This is a genomic window from Nitrospirillum pindoramense, from assembly GCF_007827955.1.
Taxonomy (GTDB): Bacteria; Pseudomonadota; Alphaproteobacteria; order Azospirillales; family Azospirillaceae; genus Nitrospirillum; species Nitrospirillum amazonense_B.
Genome location: NZ_VITR01000009.1, coordinates 241041 through 264908 on the forward strand (window position 1 = coordinate 241041; position 23868 = coordinate 264908).

The 23868-nt window shown below is 67.5% G+C and carries 22 protein-coding genes; 21 read left to right on the top strand and 1 reads right to left on the bottom strand.

Going from position 1 to position 23868, the window contains the following annotated elements; all coding sequences use genetic code 11:
- The first annotated feature begins 89 nt into the window (after positions 1 to 89).
- From FBZ90_RS16755 to FBZ90_RS16850, 20 genes are all read left to right on the top strand, one after another.
- A complete protein-coding gene (locus tag FBZ90_RS16755) occupies positions 90 to 1337 on the top strand; it encodes an FAD-dependent oxidoreductase (protein ID WP_145733811.1) in 1248 nt (415 codons plus the stop codon).
- Positions 1338 to 1438: 101 nt separating this feature from the next.
- Positions 1439 to 2338, top strand: a complete 900-nt coding sequence (locus tag FBZ90_RS16760) for a sugar phosphate isomerase/epimerase family protein (protein WP_211102094.1) — start codon at positions 1439 to 1441, stop codon at positions 2336 to 2338.
- A gap of 20 nt (positions 2339 to 2358) precedes the next feature.
- Entirely contained in the window at positions 2359 to 2760 is a 402-nt protein-coding gene (locus tag FBZ90_RS16765) for a C-glycoside deglycosidase beta subunit domain-containing protein (protein WP_145733812.1), read from the top strand.
- A 58-nt stretch (positions 2761 to 2818) separates the two neighbouring features.
- Positions 2819 to 4027: an MFS transporter gene (locus tag FBZ90_RS16770; protein ID WP_145733813.1), complete on the top strand. Its 1209-nt coding sequence runs from the start codon at positions 2819 to 2821 to the stop codon at positions 4025 to 4027.
- A gap of 368 nt (positions 4028 to 4395) precedes the next feature.
- Positions 4396 to 4731, top strand: coding sequence for a hypothetical protein (locus FBZ90_RS16775; RefSeq protein WP_145733814.1), 336 nt, complete (start codon positions 4396 to 4398; stop codon positions 4729 to 4731).
- Entirely contained in the window at positions 4728 to 5879 is a 1152-nt protein-coding gene (locus tag FBZ90_RS16780; RefSeq protein ID WP_145733815.1) for a class I SAM-dependent methyltransferase, read from the top strand. Before FBZ90_RS16775 ends, FBZ90_RS16780 begins: the two co-directional genes overlap by 4 nt.
- A 14-nt stretch (positions 5880 to 5893) precedes the next feature.
- A complete protein-coding gene (locus FBZ90_RS16785) occupies positions 5894 to 6868 on the top strand; it encodes an alpha/beta fold hydrolase (RefSeq protein WP_186455857.1) in 975 nt (324 codons plus the stop codon).
- A 102-nt stretch (positions 6869 to 6970) separates the two neighbouring features.
- Positions 6971 to 7939 carry an alpha/beta fold hydrolase gene (locus FBZ90_RS16790; RefSeq protein ID WP_186455858.1) on the top strand — a complete coding sequence of 323 codons (969 nt, stop codon included), beginning with the start codon at positions 6971 to 6973 and terminating at the stop codon, positions 7937 to 7939.
- A 108-nt stretch (positions 7940 to 8047) separates the two neighbouring features.
- Positions 8048 to 9442 (top strand): MFS transporter, encoded by a 1395-nt coding sequence (locus FBZ90_RS16795; protein WP_246130464.1) that lies wholly within the window; start codon positions 8048 to 8050, stop codon positions 9440 to 9442.
- Positions 9443 to 9508: 66 nt separating this feature from the next.
- Positions 9509 to 10099, top strand: a complete 591-nt coding sequence (locus tag FBZ90_RS16800; RefSeq protein ID WP_145733819.1) for an ureidoglycolate lyase — start codon at positions 9509 to 9511, stop codon at positions 10097 to 10099.
- Positions 10100 to 10150: 51 nt separating this feature from the next.
- The gene (locus FBZ90_RS16805; RefSeq protein WP_145733820.1) at positions 10151 to 10495 is read left to right on the top strand and encodes a hypothetical protein; all 345 of its coding nucleotides are present in this window, start codon (positions 10151 to 10153) and stop codon (positions 10493 to 10495) included.
- Positions 10496 to 10517: 22 nt separating this feature from the next.
- Positions 10518 to 11705 carry a class I SAM-dependent methyltransferase gene (locus FBZ90_RS16810; RefSeq protein ID WP_145733821.1) on the top strand — a complete coding sequence of 396 codons (1188 nt, stop codon included), beginning with the start codon at positions 10518 to 10520 and terminating at the stop codon, positions 11703 to 11705.
- A 336-nt stretch (positions 11706 to 12041) separates the two neighbouring features.
- Positions 12042 to 14534 carry a TonB-dependent receptor gene (locus FBZ90_RS16815; protein ID WP_145733822.1) on the top strand — a complete coding sequence of 831 codons (2493 nt, stop codon included), beginning with the start codon at positions 12042 to 12044 and terminating at the stop codon, positions 14532 to 14534.
- A gap of 85 nt (positions 14535 to 14619) precedes the next feature.
- Complete coding sequence (locus FBZ90_RS16820) at positions 14620 to 15453, top strand: alpha/beta fold hydrolase (RefSeq protein WP_145733823.1); 834 nt, start codon at positions 14620 to 14622, stop codon at positions 15451 to 15453.
- A 23-nt stretch (positions 15454 to 15476) separates the two neighbouring features.
- Positions 15477 to 16490 carry a phosphotransferase enzyme family protein gene (locus FBZ90_RS16825; RefSeq protein WP_145733824.1) on the top strand — a complete coding sequence of 338 codons (1014 nt, stop codon included), beginning with the start codon at positions 15477 to 15479 and terminating at the stop codon, positions 16488 to 16490.
- Positions 16491 to 16571: 81 nt separating this feature from the next.
- Complete coding sequence (locus tag FBZ90_RS16830; protein WP_145733825.1) at positions 16572 to 17921, top strand: M24 family metallopeptidase; 1350 nt, start codon at positions 16572 to 16574, stop codon at positions 17919 to 17921.
- Between the two features lie 10 nt (positions 17922 to 17931).
- Positions 17932 to 18822 carry an LLM class oxidoreductase gene (locus FBZ90_RS16835; RefSeq protein WP_145733826.1) on the top strand — a complete coding sequence of 297 codons (891 nt, stop codon included), beginning with the start codon at positions 17932 to 17934 and terminating at the stop codon, positions 18820 to 18822.
- Entirely contained in the window at positions 18822 to 20108 is a 1287-nt protein-coding gene (locus tag FBZ90_RS16840; RefSeq protein WP_211102095.1) for an NtaA/DmoA family FMN-dependent monooxygenase, read from the top strand. Before FBZ90_RS16835 ends, FBZ90_RS16840 begins: the two co-directional genes overlap by 1 nt.
- The gene (locus tag FBZ90_RS16845) at positions 20105 to 20968 is read left to right on the top strand and encodes an alpha/beta hydrolase (RefSeq protein WP_145733828.1); all 864 of its coding nucleotides are present in this window, start codon (positions 20105 to 20107) and stop codon (positions 20966 to 20968) included. The genes FBZ90_RS16840 and FBZ90_RS16845 overlap by 4 nt, the downstream gene beginning before the upstream one ends.
- Complete coding sequence (locus tag FBZ90_RS16850; RefSeq protein ID WP_145733829.1) at positions 20965 to 22362, top strand: MFS transporter; 1398 nt, start codon at positions 20965 to 20967, stop codon at positions 22360 to 22362. The genes FBZ90_RS16845 and FBZ90_RS16850 overlap by 4 nt, the downstream gene beginning before the upstream one ends.
- Positions 22363 to 22437: 75 nt before the next feature.
- Here FBZ90_RS16850 and FBZ90_RS16855 read toward each other — a convergent pair whose 3' ends face one another.
- Positions 22438 to 23301, bottom strand: a complete 864-nt coding sequence (locus FBZ90_RS16855) for an SDR family oxidoreductase (RefSeq protein ID WP_145733830.1) — start codon at positions 23299 to 23301, stop codon at positions 22438 to 22440.
- Positions 23302 to 23378: 77 nt separating this feature from the next.
- On the opposite strand from FBZ90_RS16855, the gene FBZ90_RS16860 reads away from it, so the two are divergent.
- Positions 23379 to 23795 (top strand): winged helix-turn-helix transcriptional regulator, encoded by a 417-nt coding sequence (locus FBZ90_RS16860; RefSeq protein WP_246130460.1) that lies wholly within the window; start codon positions 23379 to 23381, stop codon positions 23793 to 23795.
- Positions 23796 to 23868 lie beyond the last annotated feature (73 nt).

Genomic DNA, 23868 nt, shown 5'->3' on the forward strand with positions numbered 1-23868 from the left:
GGCTTAATCTAAGCATTGCTTAGATTGGTTGACGCACCTATCCCCGGCCAAAAAATCCGGGTAATCCGATAATAAAACGGGAGGGCTTGATGGGAACATCCATCAAGGGAACCATCGCCATCGTGGGCGCAGGGCCCGGGGGCATGGCCGCGGCACTTGCCGCTATTCGACTGGGATTCAACGTCGCCTTGTTCGAGCGGGCCACGGAGATCAAGGCCGCCGGCAATATTCTGAACCTTTGGCCACCGCCTCAGAAAATACTTAAGCTCATCGGGGTTGATACCGAGGATCTGGGCGCCCCCTGCCGTACCTTTTTCGAGCGTCATGACGGCAAGGTCCGCGCCGAGGTGATCCTGCCGCCCGAGGTGGAGCGGGAATATGGCGGGGGCTTCATCGGCCTGCTGCGCTGGGGACTTTACAAGCGCATGGTCGATGCCCTGCCCCCGGGCGTCCTGCGCCTGGATCACACGCTGACCGGCGTGCGGGATGGGGCCGGCAAGGTCCACCTGACCTTCGCCAACGGCCAGAATTTCGAAGCCGATGTGCTGGTCGGCGCCGATGGCATCAACTCCTTTGTCCGCAAATGGCTGTGGGGCGACGCCCCCATCCGCCACCAGCGCCTGCATCTGGTCGGCGGCTATCTGTTCCTGGACACGCCGCCGGAGGGCCGGGGGGTCATCGCCCACAACCGCACCACCCAGGTCAGCTACACCCCCATCCGGCACGAGGGGAAATGGGGCTATGAGTGGTGGGTGCTGGAGGCCTGCGACCCCTCCCAGCCACCGCCCGGCGACCTTCTCGCCTACAGCAGGGATCGGGCCAGGGGCTTCACCCAACGGGTGCGTGACCTGATTGACGCGACCCCCGTGGCCCATCTGCAGCGGTGGGAGATCCGGGACCGCCCACCCTTGAAGCAATGGTCCAAGGGGCGCGCCACCCTGGTGGGCGACGCGGCCCATCCCACCTCCCCCTATGCGGCGTATGGGGCCGGGATGTCGATCGAGGACGGGTATTTCCTGGCCCGCGAACTGGACGCCGTGTCGCTCTCCGACACAGAGGCGGTCCGCCAGGCGCTGCAACGATACGAGGACAGGCGCAAGCCGCACACCGCCCAGGTCAGCCAGGGCGCGTACCATACCGGCCGCGCCTTCCACCACATGCCCAAGGCTCTGCGTCCGGTGCGGGACTGGGTCTTCGACCACACCCCGGTGCTGCAGAAGTTCGTGGGCGACGCCATGCCCGGCCACATCCTGTCGCAGCTGGCGGAAATCGAGGACGCGCCCCCCTTCGAGACGGCGGCCAACCGGCACCGCGTCCCGGTCCGGGCGGCCCCGTGAGTCCGGTCGCCCAATGAAACACCGCCGCGACCATCGCGCATCGTCGGCATCCAAAGCGAAATGACAGTCCGCCCCCCATCCATGCGCGGCAGGAGGACCAATTGACCGCCAAATTCAAATACGGCGTTTCCCTCTACAGCTTCACCGACGACCTCAACACGGTGATGACGCTGGAGGACGCCATGGCCGCCATCGCGGACATGGGCGCCACCGGCGTGGAGATCCTGGGCGAGGCGCACATCCCGGGCTATCCCGACCCCGACCCCGCCTGGGTGGACCGCTGGTACGCCCTGCTGGACCGGCATGCGCTGGAGCCGACCAACTACGGCTGCTGGATCGACACCCGGCTGCGCCTGGACCGGCCGCTGGATTCCGTGACGGCGGCGGGCCACCTGGTGCGTGACATCGACCTGGCCGCGCGGCTGGGCTTCAAGTTCGTGCGCCCCAAGATCGGCGTCGTGTCCCTCGACCTAGTGCCGGACCCCATCTGGGAGGACACCATCGTCCGCGCGCTCGAAACGGCGGAACGCCGCGACGTCGTCATCTGCCCGGAGATCCACAGCCCGACGCCGATCCGCCACCCCGTCGTGGACAGCTACGTCGACTTCATCCAGCGCACCGGGACCAAGCATTTCGGCCTGCTGCTGGACACCGGCGTCTTCCAGGACCGGCCGCTGCCGCCGCAGCCCGGCGAACATCCGGCGATGCGGCCCGGCTACCTGGACGGCTGCAAGGTCCCGCCGGAGCACATCGAGGACATCATCCAATACGTCGTCTTCATCCAGGCCAAGTTCCACAACATCAACGACCAGTTCGTCGATGAGCAGATCCCTTGGGACAAGGTGGTGCCGGCGCTGAAGAAGGCCGGGTACGCCGGCTACCTCTCCAGCGAATACGAAGGGGAACGGCTGCCCTGGCGGTCGCTGGAGCAGGTGCGCCGCCAGCATGCGCTGATCCGTAAGCTGGAGCGGGACCACGACCGTTCCATCCGCCCCGCCTGAGCCTGAGGGAAAGCCCAGCCATGCTTGAACGATCCATTATGCAGTCCAGCGGGTTCCGCAACATCGGCCCCACGGACGCGCCCAGCGGCTTCCAACTGCGGGTCCGCCTCCCCAACTACCGCGGCCAGCGCCTCAGCCTGGTCGATGGGGTGGACGTGACGGTGAATGGGGAGCGGTTCGACCATGCCGACAACCTGATCGCGGTCGGCGGCAAGACGTATGACCTGGCGACCCTCAGGACCGAGACCGAGAACCGCTGGCCCTTGGACGAACTGGCCACGGTCATCGTGGCCAAGCCAGGCGGCCTGTCGGTGGGAGTTCACCGGGTGGAGGTCGCGGTGCGCATCCGCCAGTCCTACATCCCTATCGAATTCCAGCCCAGCGTCATCAGCGAGACGCGGACCGCCACCATCGTCTTTTGAGCAAGCCCGCCGGGCGGCGCCATCGGCCGCCCGGCCACGATAATAAGGGAGGAGGCCCATGGTGGCCGTGAACACGTCCGTGGAGACCCCGGCCAGGCGCCAAGCCGGCGTCGGGCAAGGGGTGCTGGTCGTCCTGGCCGGCTTCCTCCCCATTCTTGCCATCGTGGCGCTGTCCCCCGCCGTGCCCAAGATCATGGAGCGCTTCGGCGCCGTCCCCGGTGTGGGCACGCTGGTGCCCCTGCTGGTGACGGCCCCCGGCCTGATGATCGCCCTGACATCGCCACTCATGGGATGGGTGGTGGACCGCTATGGCCGGCGCCGGCTGCTTCTGTGGGCCACCGCGATCTATGGCTTCTTGGGCATCGCCCCCTATTTCCTGGATGACCTGAAACTGATCATCGCGTCCCGCCTGGCCCTCGGCGTGGCGGAGGCGGGCATCCTCACCGTGACCAACACGCTGATCGGCGACTACTTCGCCCATGATCAGCGGCGCACCTGGCTGACGATCCAGGGGCTGGTCGGACCCGTCTTCGGCACCTCCGTCGTCGCCCTGTCCGGCTATATGACGGCCATGACCTGGAATGCGTCGTTCCTCATCTACGCCGTGGCCTTCCCCATCTTCCTGGCCATGATCGTCTACATCTACGAGCCGGTGGTGGCGGCGGCCGCCACCGGACCCGGCGCCGCCAAGGTGGCGTTTCCCTGGGCCGACGTCGTCATCACCAGCCTGGTCACCCTGTTCTCCGCCAGCCTCTACTATGTCTACATCGTCCAGGTCGGCCTCGCCTTCGGGGAGGTCGGCGTCTCGTCGCCCCAGACGGTGGGCCTGCTGATCTCCATCGCCAGCATCGGCGTCTTTCTGGGCGCGGCCTTGTTCCAGTGGCTGTCCGGCCGCTTCACGGGGCCGCAACAGATCCTGGCCTTCCTGCTGCTGCTGGGGGTGGGCCTGGTCGGCATCGGCATCGCCGGCGACCAGACGACGATGACGGCGGCGGCCTTCGTCCAGCAACTGGGCGCAGGCATCGCCATCCCGGCCCTGGTGCTGTGGTCGGTGTCGAAGCTACCGGCCGAGCGTCGTGGCCGAGGCATGGGCGTCTGGGCCGGCTGCTTTTTCCTGGGGCAGTTCACCAGCCCGCTGTTCGTCACCGCCGCCAAAGGCGTGGCGGGCACGATGCAGGGCGCGTTCGGCGTACTGGGCGGCGCGGCCCTGGCCGGCGCCCTGATCGCGCTCGCTTGCGTGCTGCGCGGCCGGAGGGGGACGCCCTGACAAGGCGCAACGACGGTGGCGGCTGGATTGTAACGCGGTCCGGCCCGAACCGGCACTTGGAACCGACGGCCACACGGCCGATCGGCTAAAATAAAGAACGAACACCAACCTCACCCACGAACCTCACCGGGAGAGCCGTTTTGAAACGGCTGTCCCGTGCCTGGCGACGTCCATGCGCTGGCGGAAATGGTCTGCCCCGCATCCATCTGGTGGACAAACCATTGGAACGCGGCCCCGGATGCGCGCGGATGCGCCAAAATCCCGAAATCGTCCGGCATGGGTCCGACAGGGGACTTTCCTGGAAGCCTATGGCTCAGCCCGGTCACGGTGGACGGAAAACGGGCAACCAATAAAATGGTGAGGTTCACGTGAAAAGCAGGCTTCCGCGCACGCCCAACCGGCTCGACCCCATTCCGGGCAGAAGCAGCCTTGATGAGCAGACGCTGGCGATGATCGTATCGCTGGCATCGGAGGTGACCGTCCTGCGGGCGCGGCTGGACACCTGTGAGCGCCTGCTGGTGGCCGCCCGGGTGCTGGCGCCGGGCGCCGTGGACTCCTTCTCACCCGACGCGGCGGCCCAGGCCGAGCGGGACGGCCTGCGCCAGCACACCTTGAACAAGGTCTTCCGGCCCCTGCGGGAAGCGGCGTTGGCCGACGTGGCCGCAGCGTCCCACGCGACCGGCGGCATGGAGATGCAGGCATGAGCGGCATCGCCGAATCCCGCGCCGCCCTGGCGCACCCCATGATCGCGGTCCCCACCCATGATGAGTTGGTGGAGCAGCTGTTCGTCCGCGACCTGAAGCTGTTCGTCGGCCAGACGCTGGAACCGGCGCAGCAGAAGATCGCGGCACAGATTGCGCCCGCCATCGCGGCCAGCGGCAGCAACAGCCCGGTGGACGACCTGCGCCTCCGCATGCAGTCCTTCGAAAGCTTCACGACATGGCTGAGCCTGAAGCGCGAATCCCAGCGCCAACTGTGGGCGGCGGTGGAGGATTGCGTGGAACGGCAGGCCGACCAGTTGGAGGCCCTGGCCGCAGTGGACGCGCCCAAGGGCACCCTGACGCTGGACCCGGACTTCGTGGCGCCCGATTACATCACGCGGGGCGATATCCACCTGATGCCCGGCGGCAACGCGCATGACGACGGTTCGGTGCTGCAGGGCGCGGTGATGGATCGGGGCGGGGCGGTCTACATGCTGGGCCGCAACGGCGGCATGCTGAACGACCTGCGCGGCCATACCGCCATGGCCCACCTGCTGACCGTCGCGCCGGACATCAACCCCGGCCGCATCCTGGACATGGGCTGCGGCATCGGCACCAGCACCGTGCCGGCGGCGGCCTGCTTCCCCGAGGCGGAGGTACATGGCATCGATGTCGGCGCCTCCATGCTGCGCTATGCCCACGCGCGGGCCGAGCATCTGGGCGCCGCCATCCACTTCTCGCAACAGAGTGCGGAACGGACCACCTTCCCCGACGCCTCTTTCGACGTGGTCTACAGTTGCGTCGTGCTGCACGAAACCTCACCGGAAGCCGCCATCAACATCCTGGCGGAAAGCCGCCGCCTGCTGCGGCCGGGCGGGATCGCCATCCATCTGGAGGTGCCGCTGCTGCACACCCTGGGCGACATCTGGCAGGAGCTGTCCTCGGAACTGGAGGCCCAATTCAACAACGAACCCAACTGGCGTGGCGCCCTGACCGCCGACTACGGCCAGTTGATGCGGGCCGCCGGCTTCACCGAAATCCGCACAGGCTATCAGGCGACAGCCTTCAACGGCCGCAGCGCCCTGCGGAAATTCGGCGACACGTCGGACGGCGTCTTCCGCTCGTGGTTCGTCACGTCGGGGCGGGCATGATGGCAAGGGGTGTCATGATCAAGGGCAAGGGCGCGGCCCGCCGGCGCGCGGCGCTGCTGCTGGCGGCGGCGTGGCTGGCCGGCGCCGGCCCCGCCCTGTCTGCGGAAGCCCCGGCGCCGCAACGGCTGTCCCTGGCGGAGCTGCGCCAGCGGCTGGGCGCGCCGGGCGACCATTACGCCGACCTGGGCGGCGTCGAGGTGCGCTACCGCGACGAGGGCAAGGGCCCGGTGCTGCTGCTGCTGCACGGGTCAAACGGTACCCTCAACGCCTGGGACGGCGTGGTCGCGCGGCTCAAGAACCGCTATCGCATCATCCGCTTCGACCAACCGCCGGGCGGCCTGTCGGGCCCGGTCAGCGACGACGCGGCCCGGACGGTGGGCACGCCCGAGGCCCTGGTGGCGCGGCTGCTGGACAAGGTGGGCGTGGACAAGGCCGCCGTGTTCGGCACGTCCAGCGGCGGCACGCTGGCCTACTATTTCGCGGGGACCTATCCGCAGCGGGTGACGGCCCTCATCCTGGCCAACACCCCGGCGGACTCCGTGGCGGAAGCCAAGATACAGACGACACCGGCGCTGGATGTCGAAATCGCCCGGGCCAAAGCCATCGGCTACCGCGACCTGCAATACTGGCAGGTCTACATGAGCTACCTGTGGGGTGAGCCCAAGCGCCTGACGCGGGAGACGGTGGACTATTCCTATACCACCGGCCTGCGGGCGCCCGAGCCCAATCCTTTTGTCCTGTACGCCCTGACCGCCAACAAGCAGCTGACCATGGATCACCTCAGCGCCGTGAGGGCGCCGGTCCTGATCCTGTGGGGGCGGCGCGACCCGGTGCTGCCCCCCGCGGCGGAAATCGCCCTTTATGACTATCTGGCCGGTGCGGAAAGCCGGTCGGTGGTCTGGCTGGACACCGCCGGACACTTCCCGGCGCAAGAGGTGCCGGAGCGCGTGGCCGACCTGGTGGACGCCTATCTCCGGCGGGACCAATAGGCCGCCAGCGGCCAGGGGTTGCGACAATAAGAACAGCCTTGTGCATTAAGATTACCTTTTAAAAACAAAGGACAGGGCGTCGTGAGATTTGGCAGGATTGGGGTGGCGACCGGCGCGTGCGTCGGGCTGCCGCTAGCACTGTTCCTCGCATGGTTTGTTCCAGCCAAGCTGGGCTGGTTCGCCACCGATCGCGCGGCGGCGATCACGCGGTACGCGCAGGCGCCGTCCTCCCGGTTCATCACCGTGGATGGCGTGCCCCTGCATGTCCGGGTGGAGGGCAAGGGGCCGCCCGTGCTGCTGCTGCACGGCACCGGCGTCAACCTGCATGAATGGGACCCGCTGGTGAACCGCCTGTCGGACCGTTACACCCTGATCCGGGTGGATTGGCCGCCTTACGGCCTCAGCGGCCCCAATCCCCGGGGCTACACCACCGCCGAGGCCGCGCGGCTGGTGGGCCTGGTGCTTGACCAGCTGGCGGTTGGCCCGCTGGCCGTGGTGGCGACATCCAACGGCTGCAACGTGGCGCTGGAGCTGAATGCCGGGAATCCCGACCGCATCCGGGCCATGGCCTTTTCCATGCTGCCGCTGGAACGCCCCAGCCAGACCCGCCAGGTCGATTGGCGGATCCGCTGGATGCTGGCCTTCCACAACGCGGTGCTGCCCGACTACCATCCGCGGTTCTTCTATAGCCTGGTGCTGCAGGACACCTCCCACCCCGGCTGGTCGGTGCCGCCCTATCTGGCGGGCGTCATGTACGACATGGCCAACCTTCCCGGGGCCATCGCCAACCAGCAGGCCTACCTCAAATCCAATGTCGCCCTGTTCCGCACAACGGACGTGGGCGCCACCGCCGGCCTGGTCCGGGCGCCCGTCCTGCTGCAATGGTCGGATGAGGACACGGTGATCTCGCAAAGCGCCGATGCGTCGGTGCGGCGGTTCACCGGGACCCAGGTCAAGCTGATCCATTACCCGGGCATCGGCCACTGGCCGATGTGGGAAACCCCGGACCGGTTCGCCGCCGACCTCGGCGATTTCCTGGACACGCTTCCGCCGCCCGCGGCGGCACCGTGACGCACCGCCCCGCCCATCGTTCGGGCCCGGCACGTGAACAGGCGAGGCATCCCGCCGGGTTGCCCGCCGCAGTGGGAGACATGTAGTGGGAGACATGCGGTGACGACGATGATTTCCGAAGGGTCCCTGGCCCCTGTCTCCGCCGCCGACCAGGCGGATTATCCCAGGCGGCGCACGGCGTGGTGGACCGTCACCGTGCTGTTCCTGGCGGCCATCGTGTCCATCATCGATCGCGGCATCATCAACATTGTCGTGGACCCGGTCCGCCATGACCTGGGCCTGGCCGATTTCCAGATCGGCCTGTTGCAGGGCCTGGCCTTCGGGCTGTTCTACGCCACGGTGGGCATCCCCCTGGGCCTGATCGCCGACCGCGTGTCCCGGCGCCTGCTGGTCACCGTCGGTGTGCTGGTATGGAGCCTGGCCACCATTGGCGGCGGCTTGGCGGCGACCTTCGGCGAGCTGTTCGCCTCCCGCCTGCTGGTGGGCCTGGGGGAAGCGGCGCTGGGCCCGGCGGCGGTGTCGCTGATCGCCGACCTGTTCCCGCCCCATCGCCGGGGCAAGCCGCTCAGCCTGTTCCTCACCGGCCAGGCCGTCGCCAATGGCATGGCCATCTCCCTGACCAGCTTCATCATGGCCGCCGCGGCCAACGGCCGCTTCGCCGGCATTCCCCTGTTGCAGGACGCCGCCCCCTGGCGCGTGGCCTTCATCGGCTGCGGCACCCTGGGCCTGGCGGTCGTCGCCATGATGCTGATGACCCGGGAGCCGCCCCGACGGGGCGTCCGGGGGGCGGCGGACCCCACTTCGCTGGCCGACAAGCTGTCCTTCCTGAAGCGCAACGGCGCTGTCTTCGTCCCCCTGTATCTGGGTTTCGCCCTGTGCTTCATGGCTGCCTATGCCGCCGCCGCCTGGTCACCCGCCATGCTGACGCGGGCCTTCGGGCTGGGCCCGGCGATGATCGGCGCCTGGCTCGGGCCGTTCTCCATGACCTTTTCCTTCCTGGGGCCACTGGTGGGCGGGCTGATGATCGACCACTTCGCGCGCCGTTCCCTGGCCATGGCGAAATTCGGCATCCTGATGGTCGGCCCGCTGCTGGCCATCCCGTCGGCGCTGGCCGTGTTCGTGCCCGGCCCCGTCTTCGCCATGTTCCTGGTGGCCAGCAGCAGCGCCATCTTCGCCGTGCTGGGCGCCACCACCTTCGCCACCCTTCAGTCCATCGTGCCGCCCACCATGCGCGGCAGCGCCATCGCCCTGAGCGGGCTGGTCAACACCATCATCGGCGCCACCCTGGGCCCGCTGCTGGTGGCGACGCTGACCGACCGCCTGTTCCGGAATCCGGCGATGGTCGGCTACTCCATTGCCATCGTCGTCATCCCGGCGCTGCTGGCTGGCAGCGCCCTGTTCGTGCTGGCCCGGCGCGGCATGGTCCGCCAGCGCCAGGCGGGTGGCGAGGCCGCCGCCATGCTGTTGGCGTCAGAGGGCCAGAGGGTGGGCCCCTATCGCTGACGGTCGGCGCGACCGGCCCTTCCCCGTCATGGCGTCCGCGCCGCCTTCCTGAACGAGGTAGCTTCAATGATCCAGGCCGCCCCAGCCCCCGCGGGCGTCGTCACCCTGACCGTCGAGCCCGCCACACCGCAGGCCCTAGCCGCATTCGGCCGCATCCTGGGCCGCGCCGCCGACGTGAAGCCCGTCCCGGTCGACTTCTACAAGGGCCGGGTCCTGATGCGCTATCCGGTGGATTTCGCCTGCGAACACCCGGTGGACGTCAGCCTGGCGACCGTGGACACCCGCCCGTCGGAGGTGCGCTTCATGGAACGCCACTTCCAGCACACCCAGACCTTCATCCCGCTGGCCGGGAAGCCTTTCGTCGTCGTCATGGCGCCGCCGTCCGATGGCGACATGCCGGATCTGGCGCAGGCCCGGGCCTTCCTGTTCGACGGCAGCGCCGGGTTCACCCTGCATCTGGGCACCTGGCATGAGTTCCCGTTCGCGGTGGAGGACGCGACCGATGTGGTCGTCATCCTGTCCAGCCAAACGGGTTACGACCTGCACCAGCGCGACGCGGTGACCGACGAGGCCTTCGGGCCCGACCTGGACAAGAAGGACATCCTGGCCCGCACGGGCACGCTGATCCGCTTTGTCCCGCCGGCGGCACGGGCCTGACAACGCCCCCCTCGCGGGGCTCTCACAATCCGGGAAAAGGAACAGGGACCGATGGAACGCAAGAACCAGGAACGGGTTAGCCGCGCCCAAGGCAGCCAGCCGACCATATTCAAGGACGCCGTGACCGACGCGCTGGGCGCCATGGTGATGGCGTTGTTGGGCGAGGTTATGGTGCTGCGTGACCGTCTGGATGCCCACGAACGCCTGGCCGGCGGCTATGGACCCGCGGACGTCGACGCCTTCCGCCCCGATCCGGAGGCGCGCGCCTATCGCGCCGCGTACCGGCGGTTGGCCTATGACCGTGTCCTGGGCGTGGCCCGCGACAAGCTGCTGCCGGACAGCCTGAGGGAACAGCGCGACTACGACACCGTGCTGGACGAAGTGACGACGAACTGACCCTTTCCTGGAAGGACGCATCATGACCGACCATTTCGGACACGCCGTCATGCCGCAGGCGACGCATGACGAACAGGCGATGGAAGATCACTTCCTGGCCATGCGCCTGTGGACCATTCAGAACATGGACCCGCTGGACAAGCGACTGGTGAACGAGGTGATCGTTCCCGAGATCGAAGCGAAGACGGGCGCCGCGCCCAAGTCCAGCGCCCAGATGCGGGCGGCGCTGGAAGATCAGCCCTTCCACCAATACTGGCTGTCCCTGAGCTTCTTCTACCAAGATCAGATTTGGCGCACCCTGGGCGCCAGCGTCGATCGACAGTACGACACCCTGGCCCACGCCGTGTCCGAACAGACGGTGGCGCCGCGCGGCTCGCTGACGCTGGACCCGGACTTGGCCATTCCCCGCTACATCGCGGCGTTCGACCATCATCGCATGCCCGGCAGCTACCACGTGGACACGTCGGCCGAGGATTTCCGGGCGGGCGCCCTGTATGACCGCTTCGCCTCCACCTATCTGCGCAACCTGAACGGCGGATGGAAGAACGATGGGCGCGGCCAGACCTTGGTTGCCCACCTGCGCGACTTCTATCCCGACCTCAAGCCCCGCCGTATCCTGGATCTGGGCTGCTCCGTCGGGCACAGCACCGTGGCCATCGCCGCCGCCTTCCCCGACGCGGAGGTGCACGCCATAGACGTGGGCGCACCCATGCTGCGCTACGGCCACGCCCGCGCCGAAGCCATGGGCCAGGCCATCCATTTCAGCCAACAGAACGCGGAGCGCACCCGGTTCGAGGACGGCAGCTTCGACCTCGTCACCTCTTCCGCCCTGCTGCATGAAACCTCGGCCGCCGCCATGCGCAACATCTTCGCGGAATGCCATCGCCTGCTGCGGCCAGGGGGGGTGATGGCCCATGTCGAAGTGCCGCCGCGCCATGAGCACCTGGGGCTCTGGGAGCAAATGCGCTGTGACTTTGAATCGCACTACAACAACGAGCCGTTCATGGCGGCGCTGAGCCGCGTGGACTACGTGGCCACCAGCGTCGGCGCCGGTTTCCAGGGCGGGGACGTCATCGTCGGCTATCGCAAGGGCGTCGCGGAGGCCCGCGCCAGCCGGGATGATTTCTTCACGCAAGGCGATCCCCAGGGCCGCACCCTGCTGGGCAGTTGGTACGTCTGCTCCGCGATCAAGAGCACCGGATTGAATTGACGGCCGGCGTTCCGGTCGCACCGATGATGGCAGGAGGCCGGGCATCGTCCTGGCCTCCTTTTTTCATGTCACCGCCCGGCCCCTTCCCCGCCGTGACATGTCCGAACAAGCGACCGGATGATCCATCTGGCGGTCAGCGGCATCCCCGGCATTGCGTCGCCCGGCCTCACAATTAATCCTCAAACCTAATTCCGGCACAAGACCGAGGAAAAGGGGAAATCTGGCAGTTTTCCCAACAGGAGCGTTTCACCCGCTGTTTGTGATTCAGAGAATTACCCAGCGGCACCAATAAAAACTAGTGGCCTGAAGAGAGCACTCAAAAACTGGGAGACTTCCGTGGTCAATAAAACGAAGCGCACCGCGCTGATTGGCGCCTCTTTATTCAGCATTAGCATCGCTTCCGGCCTCACCATCGCCCCACCGATGGCTCATGCCGCCGCCGAAGCCGCCACCCCGGCGGAGGACTTTGGGGAACTGCAGGAAATCGTCGTCACGGCGCGCAAGCGGTCGGAAGATGTGCTCAAGACCCCCGTCGCCGTCAGCGTGCTGACCAGCGACACCATCGAGCAGCGGGGCGTCGTCTCGGTCAACGACATCGCCGACCAGACCCCCGGCATGAACGTCACCAACAACGCCGCCGGGCGCAGCGACCGCTCCTTCCAGCAGATGGTCATCCGCGGCTTCGCCCCGGCCATCGTCGACATCACCACGGTCGCGACCTTCATCGACGGCGTGCCCGTCAGTTCCGCCTCCGCGCTGACCACCATTTCCGATCCGGAACGCGTCGAAGTGCTGAAGGGTCCGCAGAGCGCCTATTTCGGCCGCAACACCTTCGCCGGCGCCTTCAACGTGGTGAACAAGGTTCCCACCGATGAATTCCACGGCAGCGCCAGCGTCATGGTGGGCACCCGCGACAATTACCGCATGAGCGCCGCCCTGGAAGGCCCCATCGTGGGTGACAAGCTGACCTTCCGTGTCACCGGCGACCGTTTCTCCAAGAGCGGTTCCTACGAAAACGCCTCCAACACCAGTCAGACCCTGGGCGACCAGTCCACCACCAGCGGCACCCTCATGCTGGTGTTCAAGCCCATCGAGGGCCTGACGATCAAGGCCTTCGGCCTGCTGTCGAAGGATGACGACGGCCCCTCCGCCCAGGGCCTGATCTCCGCCTACACGGTCACGAACGCCTCGGGCAAAGTCGTGGTCCAGGGCCAGTCCAACTGCACGCTGAACGGCAACCCCACCTTCTGCGGCACCGCGCCGTCGCTGACGTCCACCACCCCGTCGGCCTCCACCCTGACCGACAGCTACATCAAGAATTTCCTGTCCCTGCCCAACGGCCGCTTCCTGTCGCCTTCCGATGGCACGCAAGGCTACGGCCTGGTCCGCCACTTCTACCATGGCCACATCGCGGCGGATTACGAGATCCCCGACACCGACCTGACCGTCAGCTATCTGCTGGGGGTGAACAGCGAGAAGTACAGCGCGCTGGTCGATCTCGACAATTACGGCGACACCTCGATCCCGAACAACGGCTTCGGCTCCATCCCGGCCGGCGCCCGCAGCTACTTCGACTATCCCTACCTGGTCGAGCGCAAGACGGACGACTTTTCCCAGGAACTCCGCCTGGCTTATGACAGCGGCCCCCTGCGCGTCACCGGTGGCGTGAACTTCATCGATGCCTGGACGCAGGCCGGCAACGGCGGCGGCAACGGCGCCCTGGGCACGACCGCCTTCTTCACCGCCAACGGCGAGACTCGGTCCCGCACCTCCAGCGCCTTCTACGGCATCACCTACCAGGTGACGGACGCCCTGAGCCTCAGCGCCGAAGGCCGCTATCAGATCGACAAGCTGTTCGCCTATGCGCCGCTCAGCGGCTATACCGCGACCACCAGCGCCTTCGTCCCGGCCGGCTACTATCCCGGCGGCTCGCTGATGCTGAGCAAGTCCTATGAAAACTTCATGCCCCGCTTCATCGCGCAGTATCAGCTGACCGATGACCTGATGACCTACGCCTCCTATGCGAAGGGTGTGAACCCCGGCCGGTTCAACACCAGCTTCATCTCCTCCTCCGCCGCCACCCAGCGCGCGGCGGCGGCGGCCGGCCTGAAGGTGCAGGTCGACCCGGAAGAGGTGACCAACTATGAGATCGGCTTGAAGGGCCGGTTGTTCGATGGCCGCCTGCGCTTCACCCTGGACGGCTATTACGCCCAGTGGCGCAACCAGATCAATTCGTTGAACCTGTCCGGCATCGATCCCGTCACCAACTCCGCCTTCGCCATCACCAGTTACGACAACACCGGCGACGTGGATCTGAAGGGCATCGAGTTCGACGGCACCTATGCGTTGACCAAGCAGATCGCCCTGAACCTGGGTGCCGCCCTGGTCGACACCGACATCCAGTCGTACCGGTCGACCGCCGTCACCAAGCTGACCGGGGTCAGCGATTTCAGCGGCAAGGAGATGCCAAACACCTCCAAATACTCCGCCAACGCCGGCCTTCAGTACAACGGTGACCTGAAGGGCTGGACGGACGGCACGTGGTTCGCCCGCGCCGACTACATCTACAAGTCAGGGGTGTGGTCGAACGCCGCCAACGTCGTGAAGACCCCGGACCGCCACACGGTGAACGTCCGCCTGGGCGCCACCCAGGGCGACATCTCCGCCGACGTGTTCATCAACAACCTGTTCGACAACACGACCTACACGTCGATCAGCGACCAGTTCATCTTCACCAAAAATTTCGCCTACACCAGCACCCTTTCCGCGCTGGTGGTCGGCCTGCCCGAGCGCCGCACGTTCGGGCTCCAGGTCCGCTACAAGTTCTGATCCCCGACATCCAGCGGACGGCCGCCAAGGCGCCGTCCGCCCTCTTCCACCCCGGCCCGACGGGGTGGCACCGGAGCGCCTTTCCATGAGCGTCGCCATCATCCGCGGCTACACGAATGGCCGTTACGGCCAGGTCCACTACCGCGTCGCCCGACCGGCGGGCCCGACGGTCGGCCGGCCCCTGATCCTGTTCCACCAGAACCCGTCGTCGTCCTTCGAATATGAACCGTTGATCGCCGAGATGGCCACGGACCGCGTGGTTCTGGCGCTGGACACGCCGGGCTATGGCATGTCCGACCGCCCGCCGGCGCCACTCACCATCGCCGGCTACGCCACGGCGATGGTGGAGGTCTTTCCGGACCTGGGCGTGACGGTCACGGAAGGCTGCGACGTCTACGGCTTCCACACCGGCGCCCTCCTGTCCATCGAGGCGGCGCTGGCCCGGCCCGATTTGGTGCGCCGCGTCGCCGTCACGGGCATGCCCATGCGCACGGCGGAGGACGCCGCCGCCTTGCTGGAGGTCGCCAACACCGCCCCGCCCCTGGATGAGACGGGCGAGGTGGCGCTGGGCATGGCCAAGCGCCTTTGGGATTACGTCGTCACCGCGCGCGCGGCGGGGGTTCCCCTGCGCCGCGCCGCCGACAACTGGGTCGACAAGCTGCGCGTCATGGACCGCAGCCAGTGGGCCTACGTCGCGGTGTGGAGCTACCAGTACCAGCCCCGCCTGCCGCTGGTGACGCAGCCCGTGCTGGTGCTTCAGCCCAATGAGGACATCCGCGACGTCTCCCTGGCCGCGGCCGCCCTGCTGCCCGACCACCGCATCGTCGAGATGCCGGAATGGGACCGGGACATCTTCGACCTTCCGGCCGCCGTCACCCGCATGGGTGTCGAGCTGCGCCGGTTCCTTGACCAGCCTTGATCCCTGATTGTTAGGAGTTGCCAATGACCGCCCTCGCCGCCGTGCCGTCGCAGAGCGCCCTGCCCATGGCCAAGATCTCCCACTCGGTCATGGAACCGGACTTCCTGGCGGCGGAAGTGGCCCGGCGCTACCCCATCGCCGGTCCCGTCAACGCCTTCCTGCTGTACCGGGGCATGAACGACGTCTACCTGGTCCAGGGGGCGGAAGAGCGCTACGCCCTGCGTGTGTGGCGCAAAACCTACCGCGGCGTGGATGAAGTGGCGACGGAGCTGAACTTCCTGGACTACCTGCGCCAGCAGGGCTTCCCCGCCTCCGCTGGTGTGCACACCCGGGATGGGGAGCTGTACTTCAAGCTGGACTCGCCCGAGGGGCCGCGCGCCATCGCCCTTTACGATTGGGCCCCGGGCAAGAAGTTCACCGAACGCCTGGACATCGGAAACGCCGAGCGCATCGGCGCCCTGTTCGCCCAGATGCACCTGCACGGCATCGCCTACAATGGCGGGCGCCCCTTCCCCACCGACAACCTGGTGCGCTTCAAGGTCACCGTTCCGGCACTGCTCAACTTCGTCTACGACCGACCGGACGATTTGCGGGACTACGCCATCATCAGCGAGCGCCTGGCGCAGCGCCTGATCGACATCCGGTCCGACGACGTGCCCATGGGCATATGCCACTGCGACTTCCACTCCAGCAATGTCCATGTCGCCGACGACGGGCGCATCACCTTCCTGGATTTCGACGGGACGGGTGAGGATTACCTGATGCAGGACGTGAAGAACTTCGTCTGGGGCAACCTGTTCTACGGCTTCTCCGAAAGCTATGGCGAGGCGTTCGAACAGGGCTATGAGACCGTCCGCCCCTTCACCAAGGCGGAGAAGGAGCACGGCGAACTGTTCCTCATGACCAAGGCCTTCCGCCTGGTCGCGGGCATGGCGGAATCCTCGGCCGCCGTGGGCCGGGGAACCCTGCGGTTCCGCAACCTGGATTGGCTGGGTGACTACATCAAGACCCGCGCCCGTCCCCTGGGCCTGCTGTGACGCATGCGCGGGCCGGACGGGGGCGTGTTCCCCGCCGGCCCTGCGCCGCCGGCCCCCGGAGCTTTTCCCCCAAGGTGTTCCATGGATGAACTGAGCGCCCAGATCGCCGCCCTCATGGCCGACGACGACGCCCTGTTGCAGGGGCTGCAACAGGGCGGCCCCATGAACCTGCCCCGGGCTTGTGAGATCATGGAGCGGTTCGGGATAGACGGCTTGGTGCTGGGCGATCCCCTGAATGTCTTCCACGCGCTGGGCTATTGGCCGCAGATCGGGACCACCCGGCAAGGCCAGCCGCCCACGACCTTCGCCATCCTGACGCGCGACCCCCGTCAGGCGCCGGCCATCGTCACCTCCCACTTCATCTACTATTACACCTTCGTCGATGGCGGCCCGCGCGACGGCGTCGCCGCCTACCTGTTCCAGGACGCGGGTGATGAGGGCCCTGGCGACACGGGCCCTGATGGCGCGCGACAGGAAAGGACAGCCAGCCCCTGGGCCGGCCTGTTCGCCGACCGGGGCGCCGCCCCCCTGACCCAGGTCGAGGAACGCCGGCGCGACCGCACCGATGCCGCCTTGCGCACCCGTCCCCTTTTGGCGGACAGCGGCGGCGCCCTGACCCGCGCCTTGCGCGACCTGGGCCTGTGGTCCGGCCGGCTGGGTTATGACCATGAGGTCGTCCGCATGGTGTGCGAGCGGCACGAACGGCCGGGCGGCCTGGTCCCGGCGGACAACCTGTTACGCTGGATCCGGGTGGTGAAGTCGCCCCTGGAGCTGGCGCTGATGCGGCGCGGCGCCCAGGCCAACGCGGCGGCAGTCGATGCCGTCATCGCCCAGGTGCGGGCCGGCGCCAACTACCGCGACCTGCGCCGGCTGTTCGCCGTGGAAAGCGCCCGGCGCGGCAACCGCGCCGTCTTCATGACCATCGACCGCGTGTCCTCCGACCTGCCCACGTCGGATACGGTGCGCGACGGCCAGTCGCTGTTCTTCGACGGCGTCGGCCACTTCCAGAACTACCACGGCGACTATGCCCGCACCGTGTTCGTGGGCGAACCGGCGGCGGCGGCGGTCCGTGCGGCGGACGCGGCGCAGGCCGGCTGGAAGGCCATCCGCGAACAGCTGCGCCCCGGCCTGCGCTTCTCCGAGGTCAGCCGTATCGGCCTGGAAACCCTGCGCAAGACCGGCGCGGGTGACCTGGTGACCTTCGGGCCCCACAGCGTGGGCCTGATGCACACGGACGAGCCGGGCGAGGTGCGCGGCGGCTTCTACGGCAAGAACGACCTTGCCCTGGAAGAAAACATGATCCTGAGCGTCGACTGCCCCTCGCTGGACACCGGCATTGGGGGATCGGTGCACATCGAGGATTTGGTGGTGATCACGCGGGACGGCGCGGAACCCATCCACCCCCTCGGCAAACACGTCAACACGATTTGAGGCTTGCGCCATGTACCTATCAATCAGCATCGACGTCTCGCCCCGGGACGGGGCGGCCTTCGCCCGGCTGGGCCAGCAGGCCGACCGCATCGAGCAGGCGGGGGCCGACTTCGTCCTGCTGGCCCACGAGACCGGGGCCGGCACTCTGGAACCGGGCCGGCTGGAAGCGGTGGTGACCCTGCCCTGGATCGCCCGGCGCCTGGCCACGCCCGTGGTCGTCGCGGCCTTGCCGGCCGTGCATTCCGTCCCCTTCCATATCGCCCGTGCCCTGTCGGCAGCGGATTTCCTGACCTCGGGCCGGGCCGGCTGGCTGCCCCTGCTCCACGGCGGCGCCCGCTTCGACGCCGCCTATGGCGACGCCTACCACCTGCCCCCCGGCGACCGGGTGGCCAAGCATGATGACTTCATCCGCGCCACCCGCGCCCTGTGGGATAGCTGGGACCAGGACGCGCTGATCCTGAACAAGGACAGCGGCGCCTACCTGGACAGCGCCAAGGTCCGCCGCGTGGATTACCGCGGCCCCTTCTTCGCCACCATGGGTCCGCTGAACGCCGCCCGGCCGCCGCAGGGCCATCCCCTGCTGGTACGCGACCTGGACGACGTGGCCGGCAGCACCATACCGGCGGACGTGGTGCTGGGCGGCGCCGACCGGCTGGCGGGCGTCGATGCCCGGGGTGCCGTGCGCCTGCTGAAGGTGACCGCCGCCACGGTGGAACAGGGCGAGGCCCTGGTGCGGGCCGGCAAGGCCGAGGGCCTGCATGTGGCGGGGCCGGACGCCATCGACCAGCTTGAGGCGCTGCGCCGGCATTACACCCGTCAGCCTGCCACCGGCGCCACGGCGCGCGCCCGCCTGGGCCTGGCCGCGCCCGCCAACCCCTATTCGAAGAAGGTCCCCGCCTGATGTCACGCGAGAACGGTAGACTGCACCTCTGGGCCTTCCTGCAGGGCATCGGCTTCTTTCCCGGCGGCTGGCGGGTGGAGAAGGCCACCCCCGACGCGGTGTTCCAGCGCGCCTATTACGAGCGCATCGCCCGCATGGTGGAGGACGCGCGCTTCGACGCCATCGTCTTCGGCGACCAGTTGCAGGGGCGCGACGCCGCCGGCCGCACGCCCGGCCGGCTCGCCATCCCCACGCTGGACCCCTTTACCCTGCTGGCCGTCATGGCGGGCGTGACCAGCCGCGTCGGCTTGGTCGCCACGGTGTCCACCACCTACAATGAGCCGGCGGAGGTGGCGGCCAAGTTCGCGGCCCTCAACTTCATCAGCGAGGGCCGGGCCGGTTGGAACATCGTCACCACCGTGCACCCCAACAGTCCCTGGAATTTCGGCGAGCCGGAACTGCTGGAAAAGTCGGCGCGCTATGCCCGCGCCCAGGCCTTCGTCGACGCCGCGGACGCCTTCTGGCGGCAGGCGGCGGGCCACCCGGCCGCCAACGCCGCCGATGCGCTGAGGAACCAGTGGTTCGACATCGCCGGCACCCTGGACTTCCCGACCTCCCCGCAATACCGGCCCGTGCTGGTGCAGGCGGGACAGTCGCCGGACGGACGGAATTTCGCCGCCCAGTCGGCGGAGGCCATCTTCTGCCCCGCCCCCACCATCGACGCCGGCCGCGCCTATCGCGACGACATCCACGAACGGGCGCGCGCCCTGGGCCGAGACCCCTCCAAGATGCTGATCATGCCGGGCTTGGCCTTCATCCTGGCCGATACGGAGGAGGAGGCGCAGCGCAAGCACCGCCATGTGCTGGAATTGGCCGACGACCAGCTCTGCATCGAATACCTCAGTGAATCCATCGGCTATGACCTGACACGGCTGCCGGCCAACCAACCCTTCCCGCTGGACGAGATCTGCGCCGCCTGCGAGTTCCCGGCGGAAGACGTGCGCCGCATGCTGACACCGGCGGTGGAGGCCGGCCTGTCCATCGCGGACGCCTGCCGCGACTACGCCCGCAAGCCACGCGGCCACGCCATCTTCGTCGGCACGCCGGAACAGATGGCCGATCGCATGGAAACCTGGATCGACGCCGGCGCCTGCGACGGCTTCACCCTGCAGCCCGGTTATATGCCCAGCGAGCTGGAGCTGTTCTGCGCCCACGTCGCGCCCCTGTTGCAGCAGCGCGGCCTGCTGCGGCGGGAGTACCAGGGACCGACCCTGCGCGATCATCTTCTTGGTGAGTTCCGGGCATGACGGACACATCGGTCGAACGCGCCTTCATCCGTATCCGGGAGGGCCAAGTCCACCTACGGCGCATCGTGAACCCGGCGGCGACCCAGCCGCCGGTGTTCCTGCTGCATGCCTCCCCCACCTCCTCCCGCTGGCTGGAAGGGCTGATGGTGGAGATCGCGCGGTCCGGCCGCACGGTGGTGGCACCCGACACCCTGGGCAACGGCGATTCACCGGCCCCTGCCATCCCGTCGCCGGACATCGCCTATTTCGCCGACAGCGTGGTGCGTCTGGCCGATGCCATGGACATCAGCGCCTTCGACGTCTATGGCACCCACACCGGCGCCCGCACGGCCTGCGAACTGGCGGTCATGGCGGGCGGCGCCGACGGGAACGGTCGCGTGCGCCATGCCGTGCTGGATGGCATCAAGGAGTACGATGACGCCACCCGCGCCGCCGTCCTGGAGCACTACGCCCCCCGCAAGGAGCCTGACGAGCATGGCGCCCACCTGGTCTGGGCCTTTCATTTCGTGCGTGACCAGGCGCTGTATTTTCCGCACTTCATGCGCGACCCGGACCACCGCCTGCCCGGCCACATGCCCAGCAACCGGGTACTGCACGACGCCGCCCTGGATGTGCTGAAGGCGCTGGACACCTACGCCCTGCCCTATCTCGCGGCCTTCCGCTACCGGCCGCTGGAGCGCCTTCCCCTCATCCACTGCCCCGTGCTGCTGCTGAAGGCGCAAGGGGAGCTGGCGGCCCTGAACGCCGCCATCGACGAGGCGGCGGGCCTGCTGCGGCACGGCCGGGTGGCCCCGGTCGCCTCCGACCCTGTGGCCAAGGCGCGGGCCATCGTCGACTTCCTGGATGGAGATCGCCCATGACCGTCCCGCCCGCCGGCACCGGCGAAACCACCCGCCTCAGCATGGGCGTCTGCATCGGCTTCGGTGTCGGCACCGTCGGCGTCTCCATCATGCTGAACACGGTGACAGCCTATTTCCCGGCCTTCATGTCCACCGTGCTGGGCAAGAACACGGAGCTGGCGGGCTATCTGCTGATGGCGTCGAAGCTGTACGACGCCGTCGCCGACCTGGTCATCGGCACGCTCAGCGACCGCACGCGCAGCCGCTGGGGCCGGCGCCGCCCCTTTCTGCTGGCCGGAGGCTTCGTGTCCGCAGCCTCGTTCCTGATGATCTTCTGCGCGCCGGACATGGGCGACACCGCCCTGATCCTCTACATGCTGCTGGCGCTGATCATCTATTCCACCGGCTATTCCCTGTTCAACGTACCCTATATGGCGATGCCGTCGGAGATGACACCGTCGCGCTATGAACGGTCGCGCCTGCTGTCCTTCCGCACGCTTTTCGTCTCGTTGGGCCAGATCCTGGCCATGGCGGGCACCGCCGCCCTTATCACCCACGGCGGCGGGGGCGCGCAGGGTTACGCCATCATGGGCTGGACCATGGCGTTGATCATCGGCACCGCGATGGCGCTGTCCTTCTTCGGGACGGCCAAGGCGCCGGTGCTGGAGGACGCGCCCACCCCGGCGGAAAAGGCCGCCGGCGGCTCATGGGTGACCGTGTTCCGCAACCGGCCCTTCTGCCTGCTGATGGCGGCCAAGGTCTGCCAGTTCCTGGCCTTCGCCAGCCTGGCCACCACCAGCCTGCTGTTCATGCTGAACGTGCTGCATTTGGGCTATGAGGGCCAGATGCAGCTGGCCCTGGCCCAGAACATCGCCTCCGGACTATCCATGCCCGCCTGGCTGTGGCTGGAACGGCGGATGGGCAAGCGCAATGCTTATCTGGTCGGCATGGCCGTCATGGCCCTAGCGGCGGCCAGCTGGCTGTTCGTCGGCAAGGATGGCGTCAGCACCCTTGAACTCTTGATCCGTGGCGTGGCCAGCGGCGTCGGCGCCGGCGGCATGATCCTGCTCTCCATCTCCATGCTGGCGGACACCCTGGCCTACGACCGGGAACTGACCGGCCTGCGGCGCGAGGGCCTGCTGTCCAGCATCATGGCCGTGATCGAGAAGGGCACCTTCGCCCTGGGCGTGGCCCTGCTGGGCATCATGCTCAACTTGGCCCATTATATTCCGACCAAGAACGGCCAGCTGGTGGAACAGCCGCGATCCGCCATCCTGGCGCTCTACGCCGGCTACGTCGTCATCCCCCTGCTGCTGTTCATCTGCAACGCCGTCTGCATCGGCTTCTACAAGCTGGGCGCGCGCAGCCCGGAATTCGCCAGGCCGGTCATTGCTGCGGAACCCGCGGCGAATTGATCGGTGAGGCCCCGAGGCGGCATCGGCCCGGCCAATCGCCGGGCCGATCACCTGCGCGCTGATCCGGCCCGCTGATCAGGCCGGCTGAGCAAGCGCCGCCTCGAGCACGGCGCCATAAGACGTTGTCGGCCGCCCAAGGATACGCGACAGCCGCTTGCCCTCCGTGAGCAACACCCCCTCGGCGGCCCGGGCATCGGCATCAGCCAAAACCACGGCGACCGGCCCGGGCAAGCCGGCCTGCACCATGCCGCTCACCAAGGCATCCTGCGGGATGTTGACGAACTGGATGGGCTTGCCGCTCAAGTGCGACAGCGTCTGCGCGAACTCCGTCATGGTGAAGGAGTCGTCCCCGCCCAGTTCCAGGGTTTGACCGTCATACCCGCCCTTGAGGACGATGGCGGCGGCGGCGGCATAGTCCGCCCGCGTGGCGGCCGAGAAGCGGCCGTCGCCGGAGGTGCCGAAGATTTGGCCCATGGCCAGCGCCGGCCCCAGGTTCATCAGGAAATTCTCGATGTACCAGCCGTTCCGGATGAGGGTGTGGGGAATGCCGCTGCGCGCCAGCATCGCCTCGGTCGCCACATGCTCCTGGCCGAGCACCATCGCCTTGGCCGCCGCGCCGACCAGGGAGGTATAGGCGATGAAGCCCACGCCGGCCGTCTTCGCCGCCTCCACGACATTCTCGTGTTGGGCGACGCGGCGGCCGATTGCGGAAGAGGAGATGAACAGCAGGCGATCGACGCCGGAAAAAGCGGCGACCAGCGACGCCCGGTCATCGTAATCCCCGCGCCGGGTAGCGATACCCTGGGCCGCATAGACGGCCTCCGCCGCGTCGGAGCGAACCAACGCGATGATCTCTGAAGGATCGACGATGGTTGCGAGATGGGCGACCGCAAGCTGGCCCAACTGGCCCGAAGCGCCGGTGACGAGATAGGTGGTCATGAAGAAGCCTCTCGGTATAAATGATCGCAGGTCTCAATTAGGGACCTTTCGATTTCGCAACAAGGAGGCAGGTTATCGTGACCACGTTACCTGAGAGTAACCTGGGCGCGGGGTCGCGGCGCGCGCGCATCGCCGCCTGGCAAGCCGAGGGGTTTGATCCGCACAATTGCCCCGTCCGCAGCATATTGGATCAGATCACCGCCAAGTGGACCGTCCTCATTCTTCTTGAGGTTCAGGAAGAGCCCAAGCGTTTCAACATGTTGCTGCGATCGCTGCCGGATATCTCGCGGCGCATGCTGACGCAGGGCCTGCGCGATCTCGAACGGAATGGATTGCTGCGGAGGACTGTTTTCGACACCCGGCCACCGGGCGTCGAATATGCGCTGACCGAGCTGGGGCGCGCCCTGATGACGCCCTTGCTGGCGCTCGTCGACTGGGTCGCCGCCAATCGCGAGAGCGTTTACGATTCGCGGCGACGATTTGACGAACAGTAAGAACACCGGTCAGCAGGTGGCTTCCCGGCACCCGTCGCGTCAAGGCGACAGGCTCCGGCAAAGAGATCATCTT

Bases quoted from the DNA above. Each gene is read 5' to 3' on its own strand.
- FBZ90_RS16755 (WP_145733811.1), top strand. From the start codon at position 90: ATGGGAACATCCATCAAGGGAACCATCGCCATCGTGGGCGCAGGGCCC.
- FBZ90_RS16850 (WP_145733829.1), top strand. From the start codon at position 20,965: ATGACCGTCCCGCCCGCCGGCACCGGCGAAACCACCCGCCTCAGCATG.
- FBZ90_RS16780 (WP_145733815.1), top strand. From the start codon at position 4,728: ATGAGCGGCATCGCCGAATCCCGCGCCGCCCTGGCGCACCCCATGATC.
- FBZ90_RS16795 (WP_246130464.1), top strand. From the start codon at position 8,048: ATGATTTCCGAAGGGTCCCTGGCCCCTGTCTCCGCCGCCGACCAGGCG.
- FBZ90_RS16840 (WP_211102095.1), top strand. From the start codon at position 18,822: ATGTCACGCGAGAACGGTAGACTGCACCTCTGGGCCTTCCTGCAGGGC.
- FBZ90_RS16830 (WP_145733825.1), top strand. From the start codon at position 16,572: ATGGATGAACTGAGCGCCCAGATCGCCGCCCTCATGGCCGACGACGAC.
- FBZ90_RS16820 (WP_145733823.1), top strand. From the start codon at position 14,620: ATGAGCGTCGCCATCATCCGCGGCTACACGAATGGCCGTTACGGCCAG.
- FBZ90_RS16805 (WP_145733820.1), top strand. From the start codon at position 10,151: ATGGAACGCAAGAACCAGGAACGGGTTAGCCGCGCCCAAGGCAGCCAG.
- FBZ90_RS16835 (WP_145733826.1), top strand. From the start codon at position 17,932: ATGTACCTATCAATCAGCATCGACGTCTCGCCCCGGGACGGGGCGGCC.
- FBZ90_RS16825 (WP_145733824.1), top strand. From the start codon at position 15,477: ATGACCGCCCTCGCCGCCGTGCCGTCGCAGAGCGCCCTGCCCATGGCC.
- FBZ90_RS16765 (WP_145733812.1), top strand. From the start codon at position 2,359: ATGCTTGAACGATCCATTATGCAGTCCAGCGGGTTCCGCAACATCGGC.
- FBZ90_RS16845 (WP_145733828.1), top strand. From the start codon at position 20,105: ATGACGGACACATCGGTCGAACGCGCCTTCATCCGTATCCGGGAGGGC.
- FBZ90_RS16810 (WP_145733821.1), top strand. From the start codon at position 10,518: ATGACCGACCATTTCGGACACGCCGTCATGCCGCAGGCGACGCATGAC.
- FBZ90_RS16855 (WP_145733830.1), bottom strand. From the start codon at position 23,301: ATGACCACCTATCTCGTCACCGGCGCTTCGGGCCAGTTGGGCCAGCTT.
- FBZ90_RS16770 (WP_145733813.1), top strand. From the start codon at position 2,819: ATGGTGGCCGTGAACACGTCCGTGGAGACCCCGGCCAGGCGCCAAGCC.
- FBZ90_RS16785 (WP_186455857.1), top strand. From the start codon at position 5,894: ATGATCAAGGGCAAGGGCGCGGCCCGCCGGCGCGCGGCGCTGCTGCTG.
- FBZ90_RS16800 (WP_145733819.1), top strand. From the start codon at position 9,509: ATGATCCAGGCCGCCCCAGCCCCCGCGGGCGTCGTCACCCTGACCGTC.